At 72.7% G+C, this 23,594-nt stretch carries 19 protein-coding genes, 1 tRNA gene and 1 riboswitch; of the genes, 4 read left to right on the top strand and 16 right to left on the bottom strand.

What is annotated here, in order from left to right:
- Nucleotides 1–16 precede the first annotated feature (16 nt).
- Nucleotides 17–601 carry a hypothetical protein gene (locus ABT026_RS09130; protein WP_351113473.1) on the bottom strand — a complete coding sequence of 195 codons (585 nt, stop codon included), beginning with the start codon at nucleotides 599–601 and terminating at the stop codon, nucleotides 17–19.
- A 139-nt stretch (nucleotides 602–740) separates the two neighbouring features.
- Nucleotides 741–1,601 (bottom strand): MurR/RpiR family transcriptional regulator, encoded by an 861-nt coding sequence (locus tag ABT026_RS09125; RefSeq protein WP_351113472.1) that lies wholly within the window; start codon nucleotides 1,599–1,601, stop codon nucleotides 741–743.
- A gap of 153 nt (nucleotides 1,602–1,754) precedes the next feature.
- On the opposite strand from ABT026_RS09125, the gene ABT026_RS09120 reads away from it, so the two are divergent.
- Complete coding sequence (locus ABT026_RS09120) at nucleotides 1,755–1,979, top strand: hypothetical protein (RefSeq protein WP_351113471.1); 225 nt, start codon at nucleotides 1,755–1,757, stop codon at nucleotides 1,977–1,979.
- A gap of 40 nt (nucleotides 1,980–2,019) precedes the next feature.
- On the opposite strand, the gene ABT026_RS09115 is transcribed toward ABT026_RS09120, so the two are convergent.
- The 3 genes from ABT026_RS09115 to ABT026_RS09105 all read right to left on the bottom strand — a co-directional run bounded on the left by ABT026_RS09115 (nucleotide 2,020) and on the right by ABT026_RS09105 (nucleotide 4,456).
- Nucleotides 2,020–2,331, bottom strand: coding sequence for a hypothetical protein (locus ABT026_RS09115; protein WP_351113470.1), 312 nt, complete (start codon nucleotides 2,329–2,331; stop codon nucleotides 2,020–2,022).
- Between the two features lie 69 nt (nucleotides 2,332–2,400).
- Nucleotides 2,401–3,285, bottom strand: a complete 885-nt coding sequence (locus ABT026_RS09110; RefSeq protein WP_351113469.1) for a Bax inhibitor-1/YccA family protein — start codon at nucleotides 3,283–3,285, stop codon at nucleotides 2,401–2,403.
- 130 nt (nucleotides 3,286–3,415) lie between these two features.
- Nucleotides 3,416–4,456 (bottom strand): SGNH/GDSL hydrolase family protein, encoded by a 1,041-nt coding sequence (locus tag ABT026_RS09105; protein WP_351113467.1) that lies wholly within the window; start codon nucleotides 4,454–4,456, stop codon nucleotides 3,416–3,418.
- Between the two features lie 165 nt (nucleotides 4,457–4,621).
- On the opposite strand from ABT026_RS09105, the gene ABT026_RS09100 reads away from it, so the two are divergent.
- The gene (locus ABT026_RS09100; RefSeq protein ID WP_351113466.1) at nucleotides 4,622–6,010 is read left to right on the top strand and encodes a cystathionine beta-synthase; all 1,389 of its coding nucleotides are present in this window, start codon (nucleotides 4,622–4,624) and stop codon (nucleotides 6,008–6,010) included.
- A gap of 357 nt (nucleotides 6,011–6,367) precedes the next feature.
- On the opposite strand, the gene ABT026_RS09095 is transcribed toward ABT026_RS09100, so the two are convergent.
- Together ABT026_RS09095 and ABT026_RS09090 are read right to left on the bottom strand one after the other, a co-directional pair.
- Nucleotides 6,368–7,156 carry a hypothetical protein gene (locus ABT026_RS09095; RefSeq protein WP_351113529.1) on the bottom strand — a complete coding sequence of 263 codons (789 nt, stop codon included), beginning with the start codon at nucleotides 7,154–7,156 and terminating at the stop codon, nucleotides 6,368–6,370.
- Between the two features lie 486 nt (nucleotides 7,157–7,642).
- The gene (locus ABT026_RS09090; RefSeq protein WP_351113465.1) at nucleotides 7,643–8,863 is read right to left on the bottom strand and encodes an acetyl-CoA C-acetyltransferase; all 1,221 of its coding nucleotides are present in this window, start codon (nucleotides 8,861–8,863) and stop codon (nucleotides 7,643–7,645) included.
- 436 nt (nucleotides 8,864–9,299) lie between these two features.
- Between ABT026_RS09090 and ABT026_RS09085 the strand changes: the two genes are divergently transcribed.
- Complete coding sequence (locus ABT026_RS09085) at nucleotides 9,300–12,935, top strand: nSTAND1 domain-containing NTPase (protein WP_351113464.1); 3,636 nt, start codon at nucleotides 9,300–9,302, stop codon at nucleotides 12,933–12,935.
- Between the two features lie 6 nt (nucleotides 12,936–12,941).
- Nucleotides 12,942–13,304, top strand: a complete 363-nt coding sequence (locus ABT026_RS09080) for a CU044_2847 family protein (protein WP_351113463.1) — start codon at nucleotides 12,942–12,944, stop codon at nucleotides 13,302–13,304.
- Nucleotides 13,305–13,608: 304 nt separating this feature from the next.
- On the opposite strand, the gene ABT026_RS09075 is transcribed toward ABT026_RS09080, so the two are convergent.
- The 9 genes from ABT026_RS09075 to ABT026_RS09035 form a co-directional block, all read right to left on the bottom strand.
- Nucleotides 13,609–13,691, bottom strand: a tRNA-Leu gene (locus ABT026_RS09075).
- A 305-nt stretch (nucleotides 13,692–13,996) separates the two neighbouring features.
- Complete coding sequence (locus ABT026_RS09070) at nucleotides 13,997–15,121, bottom strand: lytic polysaccharide monooxygenase (protein WP_502967927.1); 1,125 nt, start codon at nucleotides 15,119–15,121, stop codon at nucleotides 13,997–13,999.
- A 299-nt stretch (nucleotides 15,122–15,420) separates the two neighbouring features.
- Nucleotides 15,421–16,830 carry an NAD(P)/FAD-dependent oxidoreductase gene (locus ABT026_RS09065; RefSeq protein ID WP_351113462.1) on the bottom strand — a complete coding sequence of 470 codons (1,410 nt, stop codon included), beginning with the start codon at nucleotides 16,828–16,830 and terminating at the stop codon, nucleotides 15,421–15,423.
- A 459-nt stretch (nucleotides 16,831–17,289) separates the two neighbouring features.
- Nucleotides 17,290–18,540, bottom strand: coding sequence for an LAVTG motif-containing sortase-dependent surface protein (locus ABT026_RS09060; protein WP_351113461.1), 1,251 nt, complete (start codon nucleotides 18,538–18,540; stop codon nucleotides 17,290–17,292).
- 276 nt (nucleotides 18,541–18,816) lie between these two features.
- Entirely contained in the window at nucleotides 18,817–19,758 is a 942-nt protein-coding gene (locus ABT026_RS09055; RefSeq protein WP_351113460.1) for a Ppx/GppA phosphatase family protein, read from the bottom strand.
- The gene (locus ABT026_RS09050) at nucleotides 19,755–20,303 is read right to left on the bottom strand and encodes a DUF501 domain-containing protein (RefSeq protein WP_351113458.1); all 549 of its coding nucleotides are present in this window, start codon (nucleotides 20,301–20,303) and stop codon (nucleotides 19,755–19,757) included. Before ABT026_RS09050 ends, ABT026_RS09055 begins: the two co-directional genes overlap by 4 nt.
- Before the next feature lie 71 nt (nucleotides 20,304–20,374).
- Nucleotides 20,375–20,884, bottom strand: coding sequence for an FtsB family cell division protein (locus ABT026_RS09045; protein ID WP_351113457.1), 510 nt, complete (start codon nucleotides 20,882–20,884; stop codon nucleotides 20,375–20,377).
- 263 nt (nucleotides 20,885–21,147) lie between these two features.
- Nucleotides 21,148–22,428 (bottom strand): phosphopyruvate hydratase, encoded by a 1,281-nt coding sequence (eno, locus tag ABT026_RS09040; RefSeq protein WP_351113456.1) that lies wholly within the window; start codon nucleotides 22,426–22,428, stop codon nucleotides 21,148–21,150.
- Nucleotides 22,429–22,721: 293 nt separating this feature from the next.
- A complete protein-coding gene (locus ABT026_RS09035; RefSeq protein ID WP_351113454.1) occupies nucleotides 22,722–23,420 on the bottom strand; it encodes a transglycosylase family protein in 699 nt (232 codons plus the stop codon).
- A gap of 4 nt (nucleotides 23,421–23,424) precedes the next feature.
- Nucleotides 23,425–23,593, bottom strand: a riboswitch (cyclic di-AMP (ydaO/yuaA leader).
- Nucleotide 23,594: the final 1 nt, after the last annotated feature.

Below are 23,594 nucleotides of genomic sequence, written 5' to 3'. Positions count from 1 at the left end.
CAGGAACCGGCTCCGGTCAGGCCGGAACCGGGGTACGGCGGCGGCGCGCCCCACCGGGCGTCGCGTCACCCGCCGCGACACCCGTGACGCGGTAGCCCCGGACGGTCCTCCCGGCCGGGGCGCCGCCGCGCCGCAGCCAGTCCACCCGCACCCACAGCAGCGCCTCGGCGGCCCGCTCCTGGGAGCCCAGCCAGGCCGCCTTCAGCCACAGGCCGACGCCCGCGCCGGCCAGCGCCATGCCACCGGCGGCAGGCATCGCGAACGAGGACCCCGCCGCGGCGAGGAAGGCGAGCAGCAGCCACCACCCGTGGCCGCGCCGCCACACCCGGGCCGACACCGCACGGTCCTGCAGCACGTCGTTGCGGCCCGCCTTGGCCGCGGCCTTCACCAGCGCCCGGTACCGCTTGCGCCGGACGGCGGCCACCACGGCGGCGGCCGCCAGGAACAGCACCGCCCCCGCGTACCAGCCGATCCGCCGGCCGGTCAGTCCCGGCAGGAGCGATCCCGCTCCCGCCGCCAGCACCCCGAGCCACCACATCGGGGCTGCTCCCGCTCTCACGACCACGGCCACCCGGGCCAGTCCCTGACCTCCGCGAGCCACGATCCCCTCCTCGTCCTCCAGCGCCTGTCGCGCGTCTCCGGTGTCGGAACGTTCGAACGAAAAGCGTAGTCAAGGCCTGTCGGAACGGCGTCAGTACGGACGAGATCAACATGCGCCGAACGGTCCGCGTGGGCGCGTGCTATTCGGCGAAGAGCCCCCGGGAGGCGGCGCGGGCGTCGAACTCCTCCAGCCGTGCCTGCGCCTCGGGCAGGCCGTCGCACATCGCCTCGAGCAGCACGCGGCCCAGCAGCATCGGGGCGCACGCCGTGTCGAAGGCCAGGCCGGTGCCCACGGCCGCCGGGATGAGCAGGTCGGAGACCCTGGCCACCGGCGCGAACGCGGAGTCGGCCACGGTCACCACCGTCAGCCCCTCCTCCCGCGCGTGGGCCAGCGCCTCGACCGTCTCCTTCGGATGGCGCGGCAGCGCGAAGCAGAGCAGGGCGCCCGCGCCGGCCCGGCGGGCGCCGTCGATCCGGTCGTGGAGCATCGAGCCGCCCTCGGTGAGCAGGCGGACGTCCGGGTGCACCTTGGCGGCGAAGTACGCGAACCCGTGGGCCTGTGCGGCCGCGGCCCGCAGGCCCAGCACCGGCAGCGGGCGGGAGGCGGCCAGCAGCCGGCCCGCCTCGCGGACGGGTCCGGGGTCGGCGAGCGCGTCGGCGAGTCGGCGCAGGTTGTCGATCTCCGCCTCGACGGCGCGCTGGTAGGAGTTCGTCTCCGCCCGCTCCCCGCCCTGCGACGCGTCCGCCGTCGCCGGCACCACCTCACGCAGGCGGCGACGGAGCGCCGGGTAGCCGTCGAAGCCGAGGGCCACCGCGAAGCGCGTGACGGACGGCTGGCTCACGCCGGCCAGCTCCGCGACCTCCACGCTGGACAGGTAGGGCATCTCGGCGGCGCGGCGCACCATGCAGTGGGCGATGCGGCGCTGGGTGGGGGTGAGCTGCCGGCCCTCGAAGAGCGCCCTCAGCCGGGCGTCGGCCGGGCTCCCGGTGGTGGTGCTCAATGCATACTCCCTCTCCCGGCGGGTCACTTCGCATGACTTTATTCAGCCCGGCGAGACGGCGGGAGGGGGTGTCCACGGCACGGGACCGTCAGGATGCTTTTCTTCGGCTACGATCCGGGCGTCCTGACGACGATCAAGAGGGGGACCTCTTCCATGCGCCTGCGTACCGCGGCGGCCTCGGCCGCGCTCGTTCTCTGCTTCACCGCGGCCGCGACGGCGTGTTCGTCCGACGAGGCGGCGGACAAGGAGGCGGTGGTCACCCCCACCGAATGCGCCACCACCGCGGCCGGGATACCGGAGCACTGCGCCGTCGACATGGGCACCGCGGAGATCACCGAGGGCGAGCCCGCCGACGGGACGCCCACCGCAGCACCCTAGGCGCGCGGCGCGCGGCACACGGCCCTGGGCAGGACCCCGGTCAGACCCCCGCGCGGCGCTGCGCCTCGACGACCAGGTGGGCGGCGTCGGCGACCGTGGACGCGTCCGGGGCCACCGACGCGAGGTCGTGGGCGGCGACGGTCACCTGGTCGGCGACGGCGAACATGCCGGCGTCGGGCATCTCCCGCGGCTCCGCGCCGGGTGTCTCCAGCCGCTGGGCCCGCGCCGCCAGCTCGCGGGCCAGGCCGAGGGCCTCGCCCGCCGCCCCGCGCTGAAGCCGGCTCTGCGGCGCGGCGCGCAGACGGTCGGCGAACTGTTCCACGGCTCGGGTCAGGGGTGTCGTGTCAACCACACCCCGAGACTACGCCGTAACGCCGGAAGGGCCCCGGGAGACCCGGGGCCCTTCCGTTCACGCGGGTGATCAGTCGCTGCTGTTCAGGATCGCGATCAGACGGAGGAACTCCGTGTAGATCCAGACCAGGGTCAGCGTCAGACCGAAGGCGGCCATCCACGACTCCTCGCGGGGCGCGCCGTAGGCGATGCCGTCCTCGACCTGCTTGAAGTCCAGGGCGAGGAAGCAGGCGCCCAGCAGGATGCCGATGACGCCGAACATGATGCCCATGCCGCCGCTGCGGAAGCCGAGGCCGTCACCGCCGCCGAAGACGGCGAACAGCATGTTCACCATCATCAGCAGGACGAAGCCGAGCGCGGCCGCCATGACGAAGCCGGCGAAGCGGCGGTTCACCCGGATCCAGCGCATCTTGTACGCGAACAGGACGGCGGCGAAGACCGCCATCGTGCCGAGCACGGCCTGCATGGCCGCGCCGCTCGCGATGTGCGTGTCGACGATGTTCGACAGGACGCCGAGGAACACGCCCTCGAAGGCGGCGTAGGTCAGGATCAGCGCGGGCGAGGCCTTGCGCTTGAAGGACTGGACCATGGCCAGCACGAAGCCGATGAGGGCCGCGCCGATGGCGACGCCGTACGACCGGTTGATGTTGCCCATGTCGACCGGCAGCAACGCCCAGGAGAGGGCGGCGGTGACGATCAGCACGCCGAGGGTGCTCGCCGTGCGCATGATGACGTCGTCCATCGTCATGCGGCCGGCGGAGACCGGGGCCTGCGGGGCGCCGTACTGGGCGGCGTCCTGGGCGTAAGGGTTCTGCGCGTACGGGTTCTGCGCGTAGGGGTTGGCCCCCTGCGTGCCGACGGCGGCTCCCCCGGCCTGCGGCGCGGTGTTGAAGCCCGCGTGGCCGTTGTCGCGGCTGAACCCCCGTCGCGAGAAGACCGGGTTGCTGCTCCTCATTTCACTCCTCCATGGCCACCCTGCGCGGCCTTGGGCTCAAGAGTAATGGACAGGCAAAAAAGTGACTCTACTGCTTGGGTAGGATCTTTCCTTCCCCCTTGCAGGCACGCAACGCCCCGGGCCTCCTCGTTTATGCCCCCGTGGAGCTGTGCCGGGCGGGTTCGTGGACCGGCGGAGGGTTCACCCGCCGGCGGCGCCGCCGCTTGAGCATGGCCCACGCGCCGCGCACCCCGCCCGGGGAGGCCGCCGTGACCTCGGTGCCGGCCTCCTCGGCCGCTTCCGCCGCGGCGCGGGCCACCGGCAGGAAGCCCTCGTCACGGGTGGTGTCCGGACGCTCCTCCTCGGCCGGCCACAGCGCCAGGGCCGCGCACACCGTGGGCAGCACCGCCATCGCCGCCGTCTGGTAGCCCTCGGCCGAGGGGTGGTAGGCGTCGGGGCCGAACAGCTCCCGCGGATGGGCGGCGAACTCGGGGCCCAGGAGGTCCCCCAGCGAGACGGTCCGCCCGCCCTGCTCCACCGTGCCGATGGTCTGGGCGGCGGCCAGCTGCCGTGAGGTCCGCCTCGCCAGCCAGCGCAGGGGCTGCTGGATGGGCTCGATGGTGCCCAGGTCCGGGCAGGTGCCGACGACCACCTCCGCCCCGGCGGTGCGCAGCCGGCGCACCGCGCCCGCCAGGCAGCGCACCGAGCGGGTGGCGGGCGTGCGGCTGGTGACGTCGTTGGCGCCCACCATGATCACGCACACGTCCGGCGGGCCGTCGTCGGCGGCGACCGCCTCGGACACCTGCCGGTCCAGGTCCTCCGAGGTCGCCCCCGGCACGGCCACCACGCGCAGCCGCACCGGCAGCTCCGCGACCGCGGCCAGCCCCGAGGCGAGCAGCGCGCCGGGGGTCTGCCCGGAGCGGTGGACGCCCTGCCCGGCGGCCGTGGAGTCGCCCAGCATCACCAGGCGCAGCGGAGCGCGGTCCCGGGTGGCGAAGCCGCCTCCGTAGAGACCGTCGGCGTTCGGGACGTGCGGGTCGTACCCGTTGGTCGTCACCGTCCGCCGGGCCAGATGCATCTCGGCCAGCAGCAGCCCCGCGGCGGCGGCGCCCGCCAGGCCGATACCGCCCCCGCCGTACGCGGCGCCGGCCGCGATCCGCCGGGCCACGCGTGCCTTCGACGTACTCGACATCCTTCGCCGCCACCTCCTCGTCACCTGCGCACCCGCGCGGTCCTGTACTCCTTGCTTGCCCCGTGGAGGTGGTCGGCCAATCGCAATCGTGACGAGTCGGCGACGCTGTGTCAGGCCCGTAGGCTGGTGGCCACCGAATCAAGACCTGAGCGACCGGAGACAACGGTGCGATTCCACGACTCGATGATCAGCCTCGTCGGCAACACGCCGCTGGTGAGGCTCAACAGGGTGACCGAGGGCATTGAGGCCACGGTCCTCGCCAAGGTCGAGTACTTCAACCCCGGCGGGTCCGTGAAGGACCGCATCGCCCTGCGGATGATCGAAGCCGCGGAGCAGAGCGGCGAGCTGAAGCCGGGCGGCACCATCGTCGAGCCGACCAGCGGCAACACCGGCGTCGGCCTGGCCATCGTGGCGCAGCAGAAGGGCTACAAGTGCGTCTTCGTCTGCCCCGACAAGGTCAGCACGGACAAGATCAACGTGCTGCGCGCGTACGGCGCGGAGGTGGTGGTCTGCCCGACCGCCGTCGACCCTGAGCACCCGGACTCGTACTACAACGTGTCCGACCGCCTGGTCCGGGAGATTCCGGGCGCCTGGAAGCCGGACCAGTACTCGAACCCGAACAACCCGCTCTCCCACTACCACTCCACCGGCCCCGAGCTGTGGGAGCAGACGGAGGGGAAGATCACCCATTTCGTCGCGGGCGTGGGCACCGGCGGCACCATCTCCGGCACCGGCCGCTACCTGAAGGACGCGAGCGAGGGCCGCGTCAAGGTGATCGGCGCGGACCCGGAGGGCTCGGTGTACTCCGGCGGCTCCGGCCGTCCGTATCTGGTCGAGGGCGTGGGCGAGGACTTCTGGCCGAGCGCCTACGACCGCGAGGTGGCCGACGGGATCGTCGCCGTCTCCGACCGTGACTCCTTCCAGATGACCCGCCGCCTCGCCAAGGAGGAGGGCCTGCTGGTGGGCGGGTCCTGCGGCATGGCCGTGGTGGCGGCGCTGGAGGTCGCGAAGGGGCTCGGCCCGGACGACGTCGTCGTGGTGCTGCTGCCGGACAGCGGCCGCGGGTACATGAGCAAGATCTTCAACGACGAGTGGATGGCCGACTACGGCTTCCTGGAGGACGCGGGCCCGAGCGCGCGGGTCTCCGACGTGCTGAACGACAAGGACCACGGCATGCCGTCGCTGGTCCACATGCACCCCGACGAGACGGTCGGCCAGGCCATCGAGGTGCTGCGCGAGTACGGCGTCTCGCAGATGCCGATCGTCAAGCCGGGGGCGGGCCACCCGGACGTGATGGCGGCGGAGGTCATCGGCTCGGTCGTCGAGAAGGAGCTGCTCGACGCGCTGTTCACCAAGCGGGCGGACCTCGGCGACCCGCTGGAGCGGCACATGTCGGCGCCGCTGCCGCAGGTGGGGTCGGGCGAGCCGGTGGAGGACCTGATGGCGGTGCTGGGTTCCGCGGACGCGGCGATCGTGCTGGTGGACGGCAAGCCGACGGGCGTCGTCAGCCGGCAGGACCTGCTGTCCTTCCTCGCCCGGGGCGGGGAGCGCTGACGAGGCGGTGAACCAGGCGTGCGCCCCCGGCGACGGGGGCGCACGCGGGACGTCGCGGAACGTGGTACCCACGTGTCACGTGCGCGCAGCATGGACTTAACACGGGTCCGGCAGGGTGGTGGGTGCCGGTGGGGGCGGGAGCGGCTCCCCGCCCCGGGCCGGTGTGCGCGATGCCCGGTCCTGACCCGGTCCGCGTCCGACGCGGGAACCGTCGTCGTCCCGACCCCTCGTTCGCGAGGGGTGCGACGGTTCCCGCGACAGTCTTTCCCGCGACGGTCTTTCCGCGACGGCCTCTTCCGTGCCGCGACAGCGCTCCGTCAGCCCGTCGGCACTCCCGTCAGCCCGTCGGCGCTCCCGTCAGAGGGAGGCTATGACCCGGTCGGCGAGGACGCAGACGTTGTCGGTGGCGCCGCAGGTGAACGTGAGGACGTAGCCCCCGGAGATCCCGGAGCCGCCGAGGAGCGAGGGCGCGTCGCCCTGGTCTATCGCGGAGGCGAGCCGCTCGGCGGTCTCCCGGTGCCCGGGCGTGACGCACAGCGTCGTCCCGTCGGCGAACTCGTAGACGTCGAGCGTCCCCATCGGTCCGGGCCGCACGTCGGCCAGCGGCGTCTCCGCCTGGGCCAGCTCCTCCAGCCGCGCCAGCGTCTGCTCGTCGTCGGCGACGGTCGGCGACTGAGCGCCGAGCGGGGTGAAGTCGGGGTGGGAGGGGTGACGGCGCCGGGCGGCGGCCAGTTCGGCGGACTCGCCCTCGCCGCCCTCGGCGTCGAGCTCGAGCCCGGCGAAGTCGGCCGGGTGCGGCAGGAAGAACTCGCCGTCCGGCGGCAGCCCGAGCAGGGACCGCGCCTCGGACGCGTCCCGCGCCTCCTGCGCGGCCCAGAAGGCGCGCGCCTCGGCCAGCTCCCGCTCCCGCTCCTCGGCCAGCGCCTCCGCGACGGCCGCGCGTATGTCCTCGGTGTCGGCGGCGGACCGCGCGGCCGGGACCCGCGGCGTGGTGCCCTCATGGCCGGCGGCGGACCCGTCCGGCACCGCGCTCTCCAGCTCGGCGCGCAGCGCGGCGAACTCCCCGCGCAGCCGCCGCAGGGCGACGAGGACCGCGGCCCCCACGACACAGGCGGCGGCGGAGATGACCAGCAGGGCGGTCTGCATGGCGCTCACTGACGTACTCCCGGTTCCCACGGACAAACGCGCCGGACGACGACCGGCGCACCCCCGTACGAGTCGACCCCGACTTTCCTACATCGAGTTCCCCTACCGAGCTTGACGCCTGAACGGCCCGGATGTCAGTGCGAACCACCGCGAATCGGGCGCACAGCGGGGGCGCATCGGTGTCCACGGTGCGGCTGACCTGCGCGTTCTCGGCGCCGACCGCGGCCCGAGGGAGATAGGTCACATCCTGGAGGAGGTTGGGTCACGGGACGGCACCGGTCCTGTGAAGGGGCCGCCGCAGAGACTGCCGCGAAGGGCTGGAAAGGTCCCGGAGAGACCCTGGAGAGGCCGCCGGAAGGGCGCGCTCCGCCACCCCGCGCGGCCCCGGAAACGCGCGGTGCCCCGCCCCCGGAACGAACGTCCGGGAAGCGGGGCCACACCGCGGACCGGCCGAGGCCGGCCGAGGCCGGCTGAGACCGGCCGAGGTCAGCTGAGTCGCTCGATGACCATCGCCATGCCCTGGCCGCCGCCGACGCACATGGTCTCCACGCCGAACTGCTTGTCGTGCCACTGCAGGGAGTTGATCAGCGTGCCGGTGATGCGCGCGCCGGTCATGCCGAAGGGGTGACCGACCGCGATCGCGCCGCCGTTGACGTTCAGGCGGTCGAGGTCGATGCCCAGGTCCTGGTAGGAGGGGATCACCTGGGCGGCGAACGCCTCGTTGATCTCCCACAGGTCGACGTCCGAGACGGACATGCCGGCCCGCTTCAGCGCCTGGCGGGAGGCCTCGACCGGGCCGAGGCCCATGATCTCCGGGGAGAGGCCGGAGACGCCGGTGGAGACGATGCGGGCCAGCGGGGTCAGGCCGAGCTCGCGGGCCTTGGTGTCCGACATGATCACCAGGGCGGCGGCGCCGTCGTTGAGCGGGCAGCAGTTGGCCGCGGTGACCAGGCCGTCGGGGCGGAAGACCGGCTTGAGGCCCTGCACGCCCTCCAGGGTCACGCCGGCGCGCGGGCCGTCGTCCTGGGAGACGACGGTGCCGTCGGGCAGCGTCACCGGGGTGATCTCCCGCGCCCAGAAGCCGTCCTTGATGGCCTTCTCGGCGAGGTTCTGCGAGCGGACGCCGAACTCGTCCATCTCCTGGCGGCTGACGCCCTTGAGGCGGGCCAGGTTCTCGGCGGTCTGACCCATCGCGATGTAGGGGTCGGGGAGCAGACCGTCCTCGCGCGGGTCGTGCCAGGTGGTGCCCTCCTGCTGGGCGACCTCGGCGGTCCGCGCCTCGGCGTCCGCGAACAGCGGGTTGCGCGTGTCCGGGAGGCTGTCGGAGTTGCCCTTGACGAAGCGGGAGACCATCTCGACGCCCGCGGAGATGAAGACGTCGCCCTCGCCGGCCTTGATGGCGTGCAGGGCCATGCGGCTGGTCTGGAGGGAGGAGGAGCAGTACCGGGTGATGGTGCAGCCCGGCAGGAAGTCCATGCCCATCTCGACGGCCACGACGCGGCCGAGGTTGTTGCCCTGCTCGCCGCCGGGGAGGCCGACGCCGAGCATCAGGTCGTCGATGTCGCGCGGGTCCAGCTCGGGAACCTTGGCGAGGGCGGCCTGGATGATGGTGGACGCGATGTCGTCCGGGCGCAGGTCCTTGAGGGAGCCCTTGAAGGCGCGGCCGATGGGGGAACGGGCAGCTGAGACGATCACGGCTTCGGGCATCAGGGCTCCTGAGGCGTACGCGGCGGATTGGTCGGACTTCCTGGGAAGTTACCGGTCCGTACCCGCGCGGTCACCGCGATGGAGGTGTGACACCGGACGCATTTTTCTAAGCGCTTGCTTTTTTGGGCCCCGCCCGCACGCCGCCCGCGCCTCGAGGAGGCGATGCCGGACGCGAATCCCCGGGAGCCCGGACACCGCGCCCGGATCACCGGCAGTGGTGAACTCGCCCAGCCGGCGCGCACGTTCGACGTCACGCTGCCTGGAGGCCGACCGCGCGACGAGGCCCCGGACCCGGACCGGCTCGCCCCGCAGGTCGTCCGGGAACCCGCTTGTCCCGCACGGTGGCGGGCGACACTCTGGTCGCGTCGAGCTCCTCGGCGGACCGCAGCGACGCCGGGGCGCCGACCGGTGGACCGGGCGATCGGGGGACTACTCCATGGAGCGGGACGGCGCCGCGCCGAGCGACGCGGCGGTGGTGAGGGTGCTGAACGCGGACGGCAGACCGGAAGGGGCCGGCTTCCTCGGCGGCCACCGGGAGGTGATCACCTGCGCCCACGTGGTCGGCAGGGCGCTGGGCTCCTCCTCGCCCTCGCCGGCGGAGCCGCCGGCCGGACGATTATGGGTCGACTTCCCCCTGGCCCGGCCGGGCCTCCTGGCAGAGGTGCGTGTCGTGTCGTGGGTCCCGGTCCAGCCCGACGGGTCCGGTGACATCGCCGTCCTGCGGTTGCTCGCCGACCCCCCGGCCAGGGCGACGGTCGCCCGGCTGGTGGAGGACGTGGCCGGACCGGACCTGCGGGTGCGCACCTTCGGCTTTCCTCCCGCCTACGACGACGGCGCCTGGAGCGTCGGACGGCTGCGCGGGCGGACCGCGACCGGCTGGCTGCAGTACGACACGGATCCGGCCAGCGAGCATCGCGTGCGGACCGGCTTCTCCGGCGCCCCGGTATGGGACGTGGCCGGGGGCGGTGTGGTGGGCATGGTGGTCGCCGCGGACAGCAGGCCCGACGTTCGCACGGCCTACCTCATCCCCACCCGGACGCTGCGCGAGAGTTCGGCGGCCCTCGACGACACGGCGCTGCCCCCCTGCCCGTTCCGCGGTTTGGAGCCCTTCCAGGAGCGGGACGCCCGGCTGTTCCACGGCCGTGAGGAGCACGCTCGGCGCATCACGGGCCTGCTCGACCACGCGTCCGCCCTCAGCATGGTCGGCCCGTCCGGCTGCGGGAAGTCCTCCTTGCTGCACGCCGGAGTGCTGCCGGCCCTCCGGGACCGGCGGGACCGCGAGATCATCGCCCTCCGGCCGGGCGGGGTCGGCCGGAACCCGCTGGAGTCCCTGGCCCTGGCGCTGCTGCCGGCACTCGAACCCGACCTGACCGAGACCGCGCGTCTGCACGAACTGCCCGGGCTGACGGAACTGCTGCGCGCGGGCCGGATGCCCGAGATCGTCGAGCGGCTGCTGGCCCGCCGGGGCAGGGACCGGCTGCTGCTGGTGGTCGACCAGTTCGAGGAGGCGCTCACCGGCGCCGAGCCGAGCGAGCTGGACGCCCTGGCGGCAGCGCTCGGGCACGCCCTGGCCCCCGGCTCGGGGCTCCAGCTCGCCGTGACCCTGCGCGCCGACTTCCTCGTGTCCGTCCTCAGCCATCCGGGGCTCGCCCCGCTGTTCGGCGGTGACCGGCTGTTCACCGTGGGGGCGATGTCCGACGAGGAGCTGCGGGCGGCCGTCGAACGGCCGCTGGACCACACCGGCGTCCGCTACGAACCGGGGCTGGTGGACCGGATACTGAGGGACCTCGGAAGCGACCCGGGGCGGCTGCCGCTGCTGGAGTTCACCCTCACCAGGCTGTGGGAGCGCCAGCGGCGCGGGGTGATCGGACACGCCGCCTACGAGTCCCTGGGCCGCGTCGACGACGCGCTGGTCACCCACGCGGAGCAGATCTGGAGCGACGCCCTGACCGAGGAGGAGCGTGGGGCCGCCCGAGCCCTGCTCGTCCAGCTCGTCCACCCCGGTGACGAGCGGGCGGCCCCCACTCGGCGCACCCTCGCCCGCACCGAACTGCCCCCGCACCAGTGGCGGATCGCCCAGCGGCTGATGACCACCCGCCTCGTCGTGCCCGGCGAGGAGCGCCGCGGGGGCGACGGATCGTCCGAGGAGACCGTGGAACTGGCCCACGAGACCCTGCTGACGCACTGGACCCGGCTGCGCGAGTTCTTCGAGGCCGACCGCGGCTTCAGGCTGTGGCAGGAGGACCTGCGGCGGCGGATCGCCCGGTGGGACGCCGAAGGGCGCCGTGGCAGCCGGCTGCTCCGGGGCGCGGACCTGCGCGACGCCCGGCGCTGGCGGGAGCTCCACGCCGCCGAACTCCCCCCGGTGGAGCAGGAGTACGTGGAGGCGAGCGTCGGGGGCGCCCGCCGCCGTCACGTACGGATCGTCGCGCTGGGCCTGGTCCTCGGCCTCCTCGCGGGGGTCTTGGCACTGGAGGTCCGCGCGCGTGAGCGTGGGGCCGTGAAGGACACGGCGACCCAGGCGTCCCGGGTGCTGGTGCAGCAGTCACGCGACTCCGACCTCATGGCCGACCCCTCCGACACGGGCTCCGGGTACACGGCCCTGCTGCTGGCCCTGCGGGCGTACCGCACCCAGGACACCCGGCAGACCCGGGCGCGCCTGGGCGAGATGTACGCGCGGTACGGCTTCGCCGACGTCATCGTCCCGGTGTACGCCTCTCTGCGGACCCTGCTGACCGACCCGGTGGGGCTGTCGGGGGCATTCCCCACCGTCGACGCCGAGGGCCGGGTGATCGCCGCGTCGGCCGCCGACGGCGAGGTGGTGGTGCTGGACGGCGCGGGTGGCTCCGGGCCACGACGGCTGTCCGACGGCCACCACGCGGACGTGACGGCGGTCAGCCCCGACGGCTCCGCGGTGGCGATGGCGCGTGCGTCCCTGCCTGTCGGATCCACCGCCGTCCCCACCACGCCCTTGGACCCCGGCGGCCTGCCGGTGCGGTTGTACGACGTGCGGACCGGGCACGTGCGCGAGCTGGAACGTCCCGCGGAAGGGGACCCCTTCCCTGAGGAGGTGGGCATCCCGGCGGTGGACCTGCCCGGGCTGGAGCTGCCCGACCTCGGCGACCTGGCGGACCTGCCCGGCGGTGGCGGCCTCACCCTGCCGACGGAGTACGGACGGCTCGCCTTCTCCCCCGACGGCTCGGTGCTGATCGGGCAGACCGGGATGTTCGGCGAGGGCGGCCGGCTCGTCCTCTGGGACACGGCCGACGGGCACATCAGGAAGATCCTGCCCGGTCTGCCGAACGCGGTCGACGCGCTGTGGCTGGACGACGGCGGCGAACGCCTGATCACGCTCAGCAATCGCCTGTCGGACGGCGTCACGGGAACCACGAACCTGCTGGAGGTGTGGGACCTTACCGGGGCGGAGCCCCGGGGGCGGAAGGTGCTCACCCTGGAACAGACGATGAGGAAGTCGATCGCGCTCGACCTGAGCCCGGACCTCGAGCGGGTGGCCGTGGTCGAGTCCCTCGTCAAGGGCACGGACGTCGAGCAGACTCTGACGGTGTACGAGATGCCGGGCGGAGAAGTCCTGCGGCGGGAACGGTCCAGACATCAGCAGGTCGGCGCGGGCGTGACCGTGACCGACGGGGCCTCCCGGGTCCTGGTCTACTCCGCGGCCGCTCCCGTCGCCCCGGCGTCTCCCCGGTCGCCGGCGCCGGCCACCTCCGCGTCCGGCGCCTCTCCGCCCGGCTACGACCCCTTCGCGCTGTCCGAGGCGTGGTCGGTCGACCTCCTGGGCTCGGGCGAGAACCTGTCGGCGGTCCTGTACGGCCAGCGGGGGGTGCTCGCCCTCGTCGGACCCGGCAAGGGCGGCCCGATCGGCAGACTGCCCACCTCCGCCCCCGCGGCCGACGGGAGCGAGCAGGCGACAGCGGCGCCCTCGTCCGGCGAGGCGAAGCGGTGGATGGCGGACCTGTGCCGGGCCCTCGGCGACGAGAAGCTGCCTACGGCCGCCGCGGAGAAACTTCCCCCCGGTGCCTACCGGGGGGCGCTGTGCCCGAAGAAGGGATGAGGAGACATGGCCGAGACCCAGCTCATCTGGGTGCCGCTGGGCGGCGGCGCGGAGCCGGAGCGCGGCACGCGGGTGGTGGTGGAGGTCGAGCCGGCCACCTCCGGCATCGTGCGCGCCGCCCGGCCGGGGGAGATCGCCGGCACCGCCGCGCGCACCCTCGCCGACAGCTTCGACCAGGTACGCGACGCCGCCGCGGCGCTCCTCGACCGGCTGGTCACGCTCCCCACCGCGCCCAGCACGGTCGAGGTCGAACTCGGAGTGAAGATCAACGCCGAGGCGGGAGCGGTCATCGCCAAGACGGCGGCGGAAGGAAACTTCACGGTCCGGCTGACCTGGCGGCGCGCGGACGAGGGGGCGCCCACGCCGTAGGGCCTGACCGGCGGCGGTCCCACGCCGCGGAGTCCCCCGACTCCTGCGTGCCGCGCTTCCACGCCGCCGGCGCCGTTCCTTGTCGCAGGGGGTACAACGGCAACGGCAACGGCACCTGCAGCGAGACGCCTCGGATCCCTACGGTGCGGCTGGACGCCTCGGCCTCCGGGGCGCACAAGCAGGCACCCGGGCGCCTCTGCCGCCCACCTCCACGGACGCCGCCCGCGCGCCGACGGCAGAACGACGAAACGACGAAACGACCCCGCAGGGCCGTTTCGCCTGGTCATCATGGTGTCACTCAGTGTGCCCGGAACCGGACTCGAACCGGTACGCCCCCGAGGGGCAGCGAGGTTTAAGCTCGCCGTGTCTGCATTCCACCACCCGGGCCGGTCGCGGGGCGCACGCGAGGCCTGAGCCTAGCGGCGGGACCCCGTTCGAACAGCAGCACACCCGCGAAGTTGTCTTATTTTACGGGGCCCTGACGGACCGTCAGAACCGCTCGGATCCATGCGGCCCCGCCCTGAACCCTCCGGCCGGAGACCGAGGTCAACCGGAGATTGACGGGAATTCATCTCTGCCCGCCAGGGCGCCCTTCAGGCATGGGGGTCCGCGTGCCGGCCCCCGCCGGGCCTGTGGACGGCCTCGCGGCTGTCCACAGGCCCGTCACCCTCACAGGGTGCGGTCCTGGTCGGCTACAGGGCCGTGCAGGAGACGGAGCCGGTCGGCAGGTTGTTTCCGGAGGAGTTGGCGGTGAACCCGAAGGTCGTCGTGCCGTCCGCCGGTACCGATCCGTTGTGCGCCGCGTTGGTGACCGTCACCGCGGAGCCCGAGGTGGTCAGGTTGCCGTTCCAGAGGCTGGCGATGGACGTCCCGCTGGCGTTCGTCCAGTTGACGCGCCATCCCTTGAGGGCCGAGGTGCCGTGGTTCATCACCTGAACCTCACCCTGGAAGCCACCGCCCCAGGAGCTGATGACCTTGTACGACGCCATGCAGGAGCTGGGGCTCGGCGAGGTCGGCGGCTGGCTGGTGGGCGGCTGGCTCGTCGGCGGCTGGCTGGTGGGCGGCTGGCTCGGCGTGGTGCTGCCGCCGATGCCGGTGACGTTGCCGTTGCCGCCGTCGAAGACGACGTCGGAGCAGGAGAAGAAGTTCTCGTTGCTGTCCGAGCGCACCCACTGGACGAAGATCATCGCGTCACCGGAGCGACCCGAGGGCAGCGGGGTGTTCCAGGAGTAGTAACCGCCGTCGGCACCGGCCGAGCCCGTCTGGGGCGGGTTGGAGACGGTGTGGATCAGCGACAGGTCGGACCACTTCAGCTGCGAGGTGGGCGACCATCCCTGGCGGGTGATGTAGACCCGGAACTCACCCGGGTGCGCGGCCCAGTTGCTGTACTTGAACTGGAAGCTGGAACCCGAGGTCAGGTGCGTCTTGGGCCAGTCGTTGCGGGCCAGGTTGTAGCCCTTGAAGTCGTACGGGGAGCGGTCGCCGGCGCTGCAGATGGTGCCGTCGGGCACGTAGCCCTCGCCACGGCCGCCGGCGTTGGAGTCGAGGACCGCGAACCAGTTGTAGAGGGAGGAGGAACCGCTCTGGGCGAGGGCCGCCGCGCAGGCCGCGTTGGTCGGGGAGGCCGCGCCGGAGCCGGTGATCGCGTCCTTGTAGCAAAGGTAGGTCCGGGAACCCGGAGACATGGCGACGCCGTGGGCCTCGGCCGGGCCCTGGGCCAGCAGCACCAGGCCGAAACCGGAGAGCAGAGTCGCGAAAGCGGTGAGCAGGGAGGTCTTGCGCCTGATGCCGCGTAAGCGGCTGGTCAGTCTGATCACGGCAGGTGCCTTTCGCCGGTCATGCCGGTGTGCGCCGCCGGGTCGTCCACCCGACTGCAGTGCATGGGCATGACATAGAAACGTGGGGGTGGGAGCGCTCCCACTCCGGACCATAGGGCGACTGTGAACCTGCTGTAAACAGCCCGGGTCAACGAAACATCCCGAAACATCGGCACCGCCGGGCGCAGGCGTCCGAAAAGCAAACAATCGGCTGAAAAGCAACGCCGAAAAGCCCGAAGGGGCTGCCCGCACCACGGAAGGTGGGCAGCCCCTTCGGGCTCACGCAGGTGACCGGAAGGTCAGGCCTTGGCCTTCTCCTCGGCCTTGGCGGCGGCGACGCCGGCGGGCGCCGGGGCGGCCGCGGCGGCGGCCGGAGCGGGCTTGGCGGCCTCGTAGAACTCCTCGCGCGGGTGCTCCATGGCGCCCAGCGAGACGACCTCGCGCTTGGTCAGCGCACCGAGGGTCCAGTCCGCGAGGACGCGGATCTTGCGGTTGAAGGTCGGCATGGCCATGCCGTGGTAGCCACGGTGCATGTACCAGGCGAGACGGCCCTTGAGCTTGATCTTCATCTTGCCCATGACGATCATCGCCACGCCCTTGTGGAGGCCGAGGCCCGCCACGGCGCCCTTGTTGGCGTGCTTGTAGTCCTTCTGCGGGAAGCCGCGCAGCGCCGAGAGGACGTTGTCGCCGAGGACCTTGGCCTGACGCAGCGCGTGCTGCGCGTTCGGCGGGCACCAGGCGTTCGGGTTGCCGGCCGCGCGGCCGACCAGGTCCGGGACCTGGGCGTTGTCGCCCGCGGCCCAGACGTAGTCGGTGCCCTGGACCTGAAGGGTCGGGGCGCAGTCGGCGTGGCCGCGCGGGCCGAGCGCGATGCCGTAGCGGGACAGCACCGGGTTGGGCTTGACGCCGGCGGTCCACACGATGGTGCCCGCCTCGACCTCGAGGCCGTTCTTCAGGACCACGTGGCCGTCGACGCAGGAGTCCATGGAGGTGGACAGGTGCACCTCGACGCCGCGCGACTCCAGGTGCTGCTTGCCGTACTGGCCGAGCTTGGGGCCGACCTCGGGGAGGATCTTGTCCGCGGCGTCGACCAGCACGAAGCGCATGTCCTCACGGGACACGTTCTTGTAGTACTTGGCCGCGTCGCGGGCCATGTCCTCGACCTCGCCGATCGTCTCGGCGCCGGCGAAACCGCCGCCGATGAAGACGAAGGTGAGCGCCTTTCGGCGGATCTCCTCGTCGTTCGTCGAGTCGGCCTTGTCCAGCTGGGCCAGGACGTGGTTGCGCAGGCCGATGGCCTCCTCCACGCCCTTCATGCCGATGCCCTGCTCGGCCAGACCCGGGATCGGGAAGGTCCGCGAGACCGCGCCCAGCGCGACCACGAGGTAGTCGAAGGGGAGCTCGTAGGCCTCGCCGACGAGCGGGGCGACCGTGGCGACCTTGCGGTCCTGGTCGATGGTGGTGACGCGACCGGTCAGCACCTCGGCCTTGCGCAGCACGCGTCGCAGCGGGACGACGACGTGGCGCGGCGAGATGTTGCCGCCGGCGGCTTCGGGGAGGAAGGGCTGGTAGGTCATGTACGAGCGCGGGTCGACGACCGTGACGGTCGCCTCGCCGAAGCGCATCTTCTTCAGAATGCGTCGTGCCGCGTACAGGCCTACGTACCCACCGCCTACAACGAGGATCCTGGGACGCTCCGTGGTGCTCATGGCATCGAGTATCCACCTCTTCGGGGGGTGACCTTCGTGCGCCCCTTCACAAGCTTCTACCGGTGCTCTGTTACACTGCGCGGCTTACGTGACCCAGATCATTGCGCCGGAGGGGAACGGTGCGCGCCCGCCTCTCGTTGTCCATGGCCCGTGAGCTGCTCCTTGTCCATGTAAGGACGGCGTGAGGAACGCGAAACAGAAGGGCGTGCGTCCGGGCGCCCCGCACGGCGATCCCCTCGCACGGATGCACGGAACCACACGTTCCGCCCCCTGTCGGCCGTTCGTCGCGCCGCTTGTCGCCCTCCAGGGGACAATTCCTTGTGAAGAAGTTCACGAAGGTTCTTCGCGGAGGGACCGAGGAGGACCCGGACAGGACCCGCGCAGGTCCGGACGGCCCTGGACACACCGCGGCCCGGCGGTGCGCCGAGGCGCTCCGCCGGGCCGTGGTGAGGGACCGGGTCAGGACCGGGCGTCCGCCTTGCGGCGGCGGGAGACGACCACCGCGCCGGCGCCCAGCACCAGTGCGGAGGCGGCGGCCAGGGCCACCGGGGTCACCGTGGAGCCGGTCGCGGCCAGGTTGCCGGTGCCGCCCTGCGGGGCGGCGCCCGAGGTGGCGCTCGCGCTCGGGGCCGGGGTCGCCGTCGTGGTCGGGGTCGGGCTCGGCGAGGCGCCGTCGCTCGGGGTCGGGCTCGGGGTGCTGCCGGCGGGCAGGACGTCGATCCCGTAGTTCTTCATCGGGCCGAACAGACACGGCACGGAGCCCTTGACCGGGTCCGCGGCGAAGGACGCGTGGACGTGGCTCTTCGGGGTGTCCTTGTCGACGGTCAGGCGCATCTTGATCTTGGCGCGCTCGCCGGGCTTCAGGTCCTCGAAGACCACCGCGGGGCTGTCGGCGGGCTCCAGCTCCACCCAGCCGTCGCCGCTCTTCCACTCGACCTCGAGGTCGTCCTGGTCGGCGCCGGGGGTGTCGAGGACGATGAGCGTCAGCGGCTGGACGTCGACGGTGTGCTCGGTGCGGTTGGTGATCCGGAAGGTGAAGGGCACCCGGTCGCCCGCGACCATCTGCTCGGGCAGGCCGACCGCCCTCGACCTCAGCGCCTTGGCATCGGTGCACTTCTTGGCGTCGGCGAGCGCCTTCTCGGCGGCCTCCGCCTTCTCCTTGGCGGTCTTCTCGGCCTGCTTCGCGAGCTCGTAGGTGCGCAGGACCTCGACGCGGGCGTCGTCGAGCGCCGTGCCGGCCGCCTTCGCCTTCTCGTCCGCCTCGACGTGGGCCTGGCGGGCGTCCTCGAGGGCGAGCTCGGCGTCGGTCACCTCCTGCTCGGCGGCGGCCTTGCCCGCCTCGTCCGCCTCGGCGAGCGCGGTCCTGGCGTTCTCGACGCGCGTCACGGCGGCGTCGAGGGCGGCCTTGGCCTCGTCGGCGGCCTTCCTGGCCTCCTCGGCGGCGACGACCACGGCCGGCGGGTTGTCCTTGTCGTAGTCGAGGAGGGCCTCGACCTTGTCGTACGCCTCGATCCGGGCGCGGATGGCCTCGCCGTAGGCGGTGCGCGCCTCCTCGAGGGCCTTCTCCAGCTCCTGGACGGTGGTCCCGGCCTGGGCGGCCACCGGCGCCGACGTCTCCGCGAAGGCCGGCGAGGCGGCGAACAGGGCGACGGGCGCGGTCACGGCGAGAGCGGCGGCCACTGCCAGGTAACGGCGTTTCTGCACGGACATGCCTCCTGGGGCGAGATGCGCGGGTGTGGCGAAGAACGGTGGGACCACCGCCGGGCCCTCCCCGGGCCGCCGTGCGCGACACGCGGACGGTGATCAACCCGCTGGATTTTACGAGGGGTTGACGGAATCCGCCCTGGTCTTTCGCCTGGCCCGCCGCAGGCCGCCCGACCGGCGCCGGGGACAAAGAGGTGCGGACCGGGAGGGTTGCCCTCCCGGTCCGCACCGGTTGTGTGACTCATGTCATGCGCAGCGCGGGGCCGTGGCCCGAGCGGTCGCTCAGGCGATGCTCCAGGCGATGCCGTCGAGGATGTCGTGCTCGCTGACCACGACCTCCTCGGCGCCGATCCGCTCCATGATCGCCTGCAGCACCAGGGCGCCGGAGCCGATCACGTCGACCCGGCCGGGGTGCAGCGAGGGAATCCGGGAGCGCTCGGCGTGCGTGGAGCCCAGCAGCTCCCCGGTGATCTCGCGGACCCGCTCGTAGGGGACGCGGGAGTGGTGGATGGCGGCGGAGTCGTACTCCGGCAGGTCCTGGGCGATCGCCGAGACGCTGGTGACCGAGCCGGCCAGACCCACCAGGGTCCGGGCCTCGCGCAGCGGGACGGTCTGCTCCGCGAGGTCCAGGGCGGCCTCCACGTCGGCGCGTACGGCCGCGATCCGCTCGTCCGTCGCGGGGTCCACCACCGTGCCGTCCTCGACCAGGTGGCGCTCGGTCATCCGCACGCAGCCGATGTCCACCGAGCGCGCGGCGCGCACCCGGTCGTCGCCGACGACGAACTCGGTGGAGCCGCCGCCGATGTCCACGACCAGGAAGGGCTTGGCCAGGTCGGTGCGGCCCGCGAGTTCGCGGGTGGCGCCGGTGAACGAGAACTCGGCCTCCTGCTCACCGGTGATCACCTCGGGCTCGACGCCCAGGACGGCGAGGACGCCGGCCACGAACTCGTCGCGGTTCTCGGCGTCCCGGGAGGCGGAGGTGGCGACGAAGCGGATCCGCTCGGCGCCGTGCTCCTCGATGACGGCGGCGTACTCGCGGCAGGCGGCGAAGGTGCGCTCCAGCGCCTCGGGGGCGAGCCGGCCGGTGCGGTCCACGCCCTGGCCGAGCCGCACGATCGTCATCCGGCGGTCGAGCTCGGTCAGCTCGCCGGTCACCGGGTCGGCGTCGGCGACCAGCAGACGGATGGAGTTGGTTCCGCAGTCGACGGCGGCGACCCGGGTCACTGCGCCTCCCCCTCCTCCGGCGCGGCGCAGCCCTGCGGCGTCACGCAGGGGCCCTTGCGCCACCACTCGGGCAGCAGGGCGATGGCCTCGTCGCCCAGCGGGTTGACGCCCGGACCGGCCACCAGGGAGTGCGCGACCAGGACGTGCAGGCACTTGACCCGGTCGGGCATGCCGCCCGCGCTGGGGAAGCCCTGGAGCACCTCGATCTCGTCGCGGCGCCGGATGTAGTCCTCGTGGGCGGCGCGGTAGGCGGCGGCGAGCTCCGGGTCGGACGCGAGGCGCTCGGTCATCTCCTTCATCACGCCGTCCGCCTCCAGCGTGCCGATCGCGGAGGCGGCGCGCGGGCAGGTCAGGTAGTACGTGGTCGGGAAGGGCGTGCCGTCCGGCAGTCGCGGCGCGGTCTCCACGACGTCCGGCTGCCCGCAGGGGCAGCGGTGCGCGATGGCGCGCAGCCCGCGCGGGGGACGGCCCAGCTGGAGCTGGAACGCCTCGACGTCCGCGTCGGTGGGCTCGGTGCGCTCGGTGGGCGGCGGGGGCGTTTCCATGCCTGGGGTTCTGCTCTCTCGCTCTGATGGTGGGGCGGTCGGTCGTCAGCGGGCGTCCGCGCGGTCGGTCGTCAGCGGGCGGCGTCCGCGCGGCCGGCGGCCCGGGCCGTCCCGTCCGCCGTGTCCGCCTCGTCGACGTCTTCCCACAGGATGTCGTACCAGGGGCGGTCCGCGGTGGGCCGCCCGGCGTCCTGCCGCGGCGCCGAGGCGGCGCCGCGCACGGTGAACCCGGTCTCGCCCGGCCGCAGCTGGTGCAGCCGCTCGCGGATCCGCTGCTCGGCGTAGGCGTCGTCCTTCCAGCGCGCCTTGAGGTCGCGCAGGTCCTCCACCCGCTCGCGGGCGGCGTCGCGCTCCTCCTCCAGCTTCGCGATCTCGGCGCGCTGGGAGACGTACTGCCGGGTCGGGTAGGCCAGGGCGACGATCAGGGTGCACAGCACCAGGGCGAGCAGCGCGGCCCGGCCGGTCAGCCGGGAGCGGCGGGCCTGGCGGCGGGTCTGGGAGCGGTAGACGCGGGCGGCGGTCTGCTCACCGAGCAGCCGCAGCCGGGTGGTCGTGGAGAACCGGTCCCGGTTCTGCGCCATCTTCTCCGCGCCTCCCCGTCGGCGTGCCGTGTGCCTGCCTGCGTGCCTGCTGTGCGTACGTGCCTCTGCGCCTGCGCCTGCTGTGCCGCGTGAGCGTCCTGGCGGCCGTCCCGCGTCTTCTTCCCCGCACACGGTACGTGACGCCGGGGCGCGGCCGCGCGCAGCGGGGCAGGCAGCGGGCCCGCGGGACACGGACAAGGGTGTGCCCCCGGAGCCGGAGCTCCGGGGGCACGGTCGGGCGTCGCGGCCCGGGGGCCGGGGTGTCAGCCCTTGAAGCGCGGGAAGGCGCTGCGGCCGGCGTACACCGCGGCGTCGTCGAGGATCTCCTCGATGCGCAGCAGCTGGTTGTACTTGGCGACGCGCTCGGAGCGGGCCGGGGCGCCGGTCTTGATCTGGCCGCAGTTGGTGGCGACGGCGAGGTCGGCGATGGTGACGTCCTCGGTCTCGCCGGAGCGGTGGGACATCATGCACTTGAAGCCGTTGCGCTGGGCCAGCTCGACGGCGTCCAGGGTCTCGGTCAGCGAGCCGATCTGGTTGACCTTCACCAGCAGGGCGTTGGCGGCGCCCTCCTCGATGCCGCGGCCCAGGCGCTCCGGGTTGGTGACGAAGAGGTCGTCGCCGACGAGCTGGACCTTGTCGCCCAGCTTGTCGGTGATGGTCTTCCAGCCGTCCCAGTCGTCCTCGAACAGCGGGTCCTCGATGGAGACGAGCGGGTAGGCCGCGACGAGCTCCTCGTAGTACTCCGTCATCTCGGCGGCGGAGCGCTCCTTGCCCTCGAAGAGGTACTTGCCGTCCTTGTAGAACTCGGAGGCGGCGACGTCGAGGGCGAGGGCGATCTGCTGGCCGGGGGTGTAGCCGGCCTCCTTGATCGCCTCGAGGATCAGGTCCAGCGCCTCGCGGTTGGAGCCGAGGTTGGGGGCGAAGCCGCCCTCGTCGCCGAGGCCGGTGGCCAGGCCCTTGGTCTTCAGCACCTTCTTGAGGGTGTGGTAGACCTCGGTGCCCCAGCGCAGGGCCTCGGAGAAGGACTCGGCGCCGATCGGCGCGATCATGAACTCCTGGATGTCCACGTTGGAGTCGGCGTGCGAGCCGCCGTTCAGGATGTTCATCATCGGCACCGGCAGCAGGTGCGCGTTGGGGCCGCCCAGGTAGCGGAAGAGCGGCAGGTCGCTGGCCTCGGAGGCGGCGTGGGCCACGGCGAGGGAGACGCCGAGGATGGCGTTGGCGCCGAGGGAGCCCTTGTTGTCGGTGGCGTCCAGGTCGAACATCGCCTGGTCGATCAGGCGCTGCTCGGTGGCGTCGTAGCCGACGAGCTCCGGGCCGATCTGCTCGATGACGGCGAGGACGGCCTTCTCCACGCCCTTGCCGAGGTAGCGGTTCTTGTCACCGTCGCGAAGCTCAATGGCCTCGAAGGCGCCGGTGGAGGCGCCGGACGGAACAGCGGCACGGCCGGTGCTGCCGTCGTCGAGGCCGACCTCGACCTCGACCGTGGGGTTGCCTCGGGAGTCCAGGATTTCCCGGGCTACGACGACGTCGATGGACGGCACGAGCATCTCCTTCTGGGATGTGACGCGAGTGGCGCCGGACCACCTGGTCCGGCACGGGGTGCACAGCCTCCGTGGCTCTGCGAGACCGAGCCTAACCGGCCGGACGGGATCGGCCAGCCGGTCGCCCCCTCTACGGAGGGGTAACAGGAGATTAATTGTTCCGACCCGAAACAAAAAGTGGGCGGACGTATTGCGTGCAAATGCCCCGCCCCCGTGCGCGGATCACGCAACACGGGGGCGGGGCTGTCACGGGGGCGGGCGGCCGGCTCGGGTGGAGCCCGCCGCCCGGCGGGTCAGCTCAGGTGGAGCATCTGGCCCGGGTAGATCAGCTGCGGGTTCTGGACGACGTCCTTGTTCAGCTTGTACAGCTTCTTCCAGCCGCCCTTGGTGTGGTGCTTCTCGGCGATCCGGCTGAGCGAGTCGCCCTTGCGGACCTTGTACTCGCCGTCACCCTTCAGCACCTTCTTGCCGGTGGGCGTCGTGACCTTCTCGGCCTTCTTCGGCTTCTCGGCCTTGGCGGGCTGGGCAGGCTTCTCGGCCTTCGGCGCGGGGGCCGGGGCGGCCTCCTGCTGCGGGGCCTGCTCCTGGGCGGGGGCCTCGGCGGCGCCGCCCTGGTACGGGGAGCTGGACAGGCCGACGCCGCAGTGCGGCCAGGCGCCCGGACCCTGCTCGGCGAGGACCTTCTCGGCTATCTCGATCTGCTGGGCCTTGGTGGCCTGGTTGGCCTGGGCGGCGTACTGGGTGCCGCCGAAGCCGGCCCAGGTCTGGTTGGTGAACTGCAGACCGCCGTAGAACCCGTTGCCGGTGTTGATGGACCAGTCGCCGCCCGACTCGCACTGGGCGACGGCGTCCCACTCGGACTCGGTGGCGGCCGAGGCGGTGCCCGCGGTGATCAGCGGGGCGGCCACGACGGCGCCGGTGAGACCGGCGACGGCGATGGCGCGCTTGGCCTTGGAGGGGCGACGGTGCTTGCCCTGGCAGGAAAACGACATGGAGGTATCCCCTCACCGACGCCTGCGAGGTGAGCTGTCGGGTTCGGGCTATGAGGGTCGCCCGGCCGCGCACCTCCCGGTGCACGGCTTCACCCCTAGCCGGTCCGGCGATCTCGCTGCCGGACACGGCGCTTACCTGGTTCCCCCGCTCCTGCCTACGGCGCATGACGCGAC

It is taken from the genome of Streptomyces sp. NPDC002734 (genome assembly GCF_040295685.1).
GTDB lineage: Bacteria > Actinomycetota > Actinomycetes > Streptomycetales > Streptomycetaceae > Streptomyces.
This window is presented reverse-complemented; position numbering and strand designations above follow the sequence as displayed.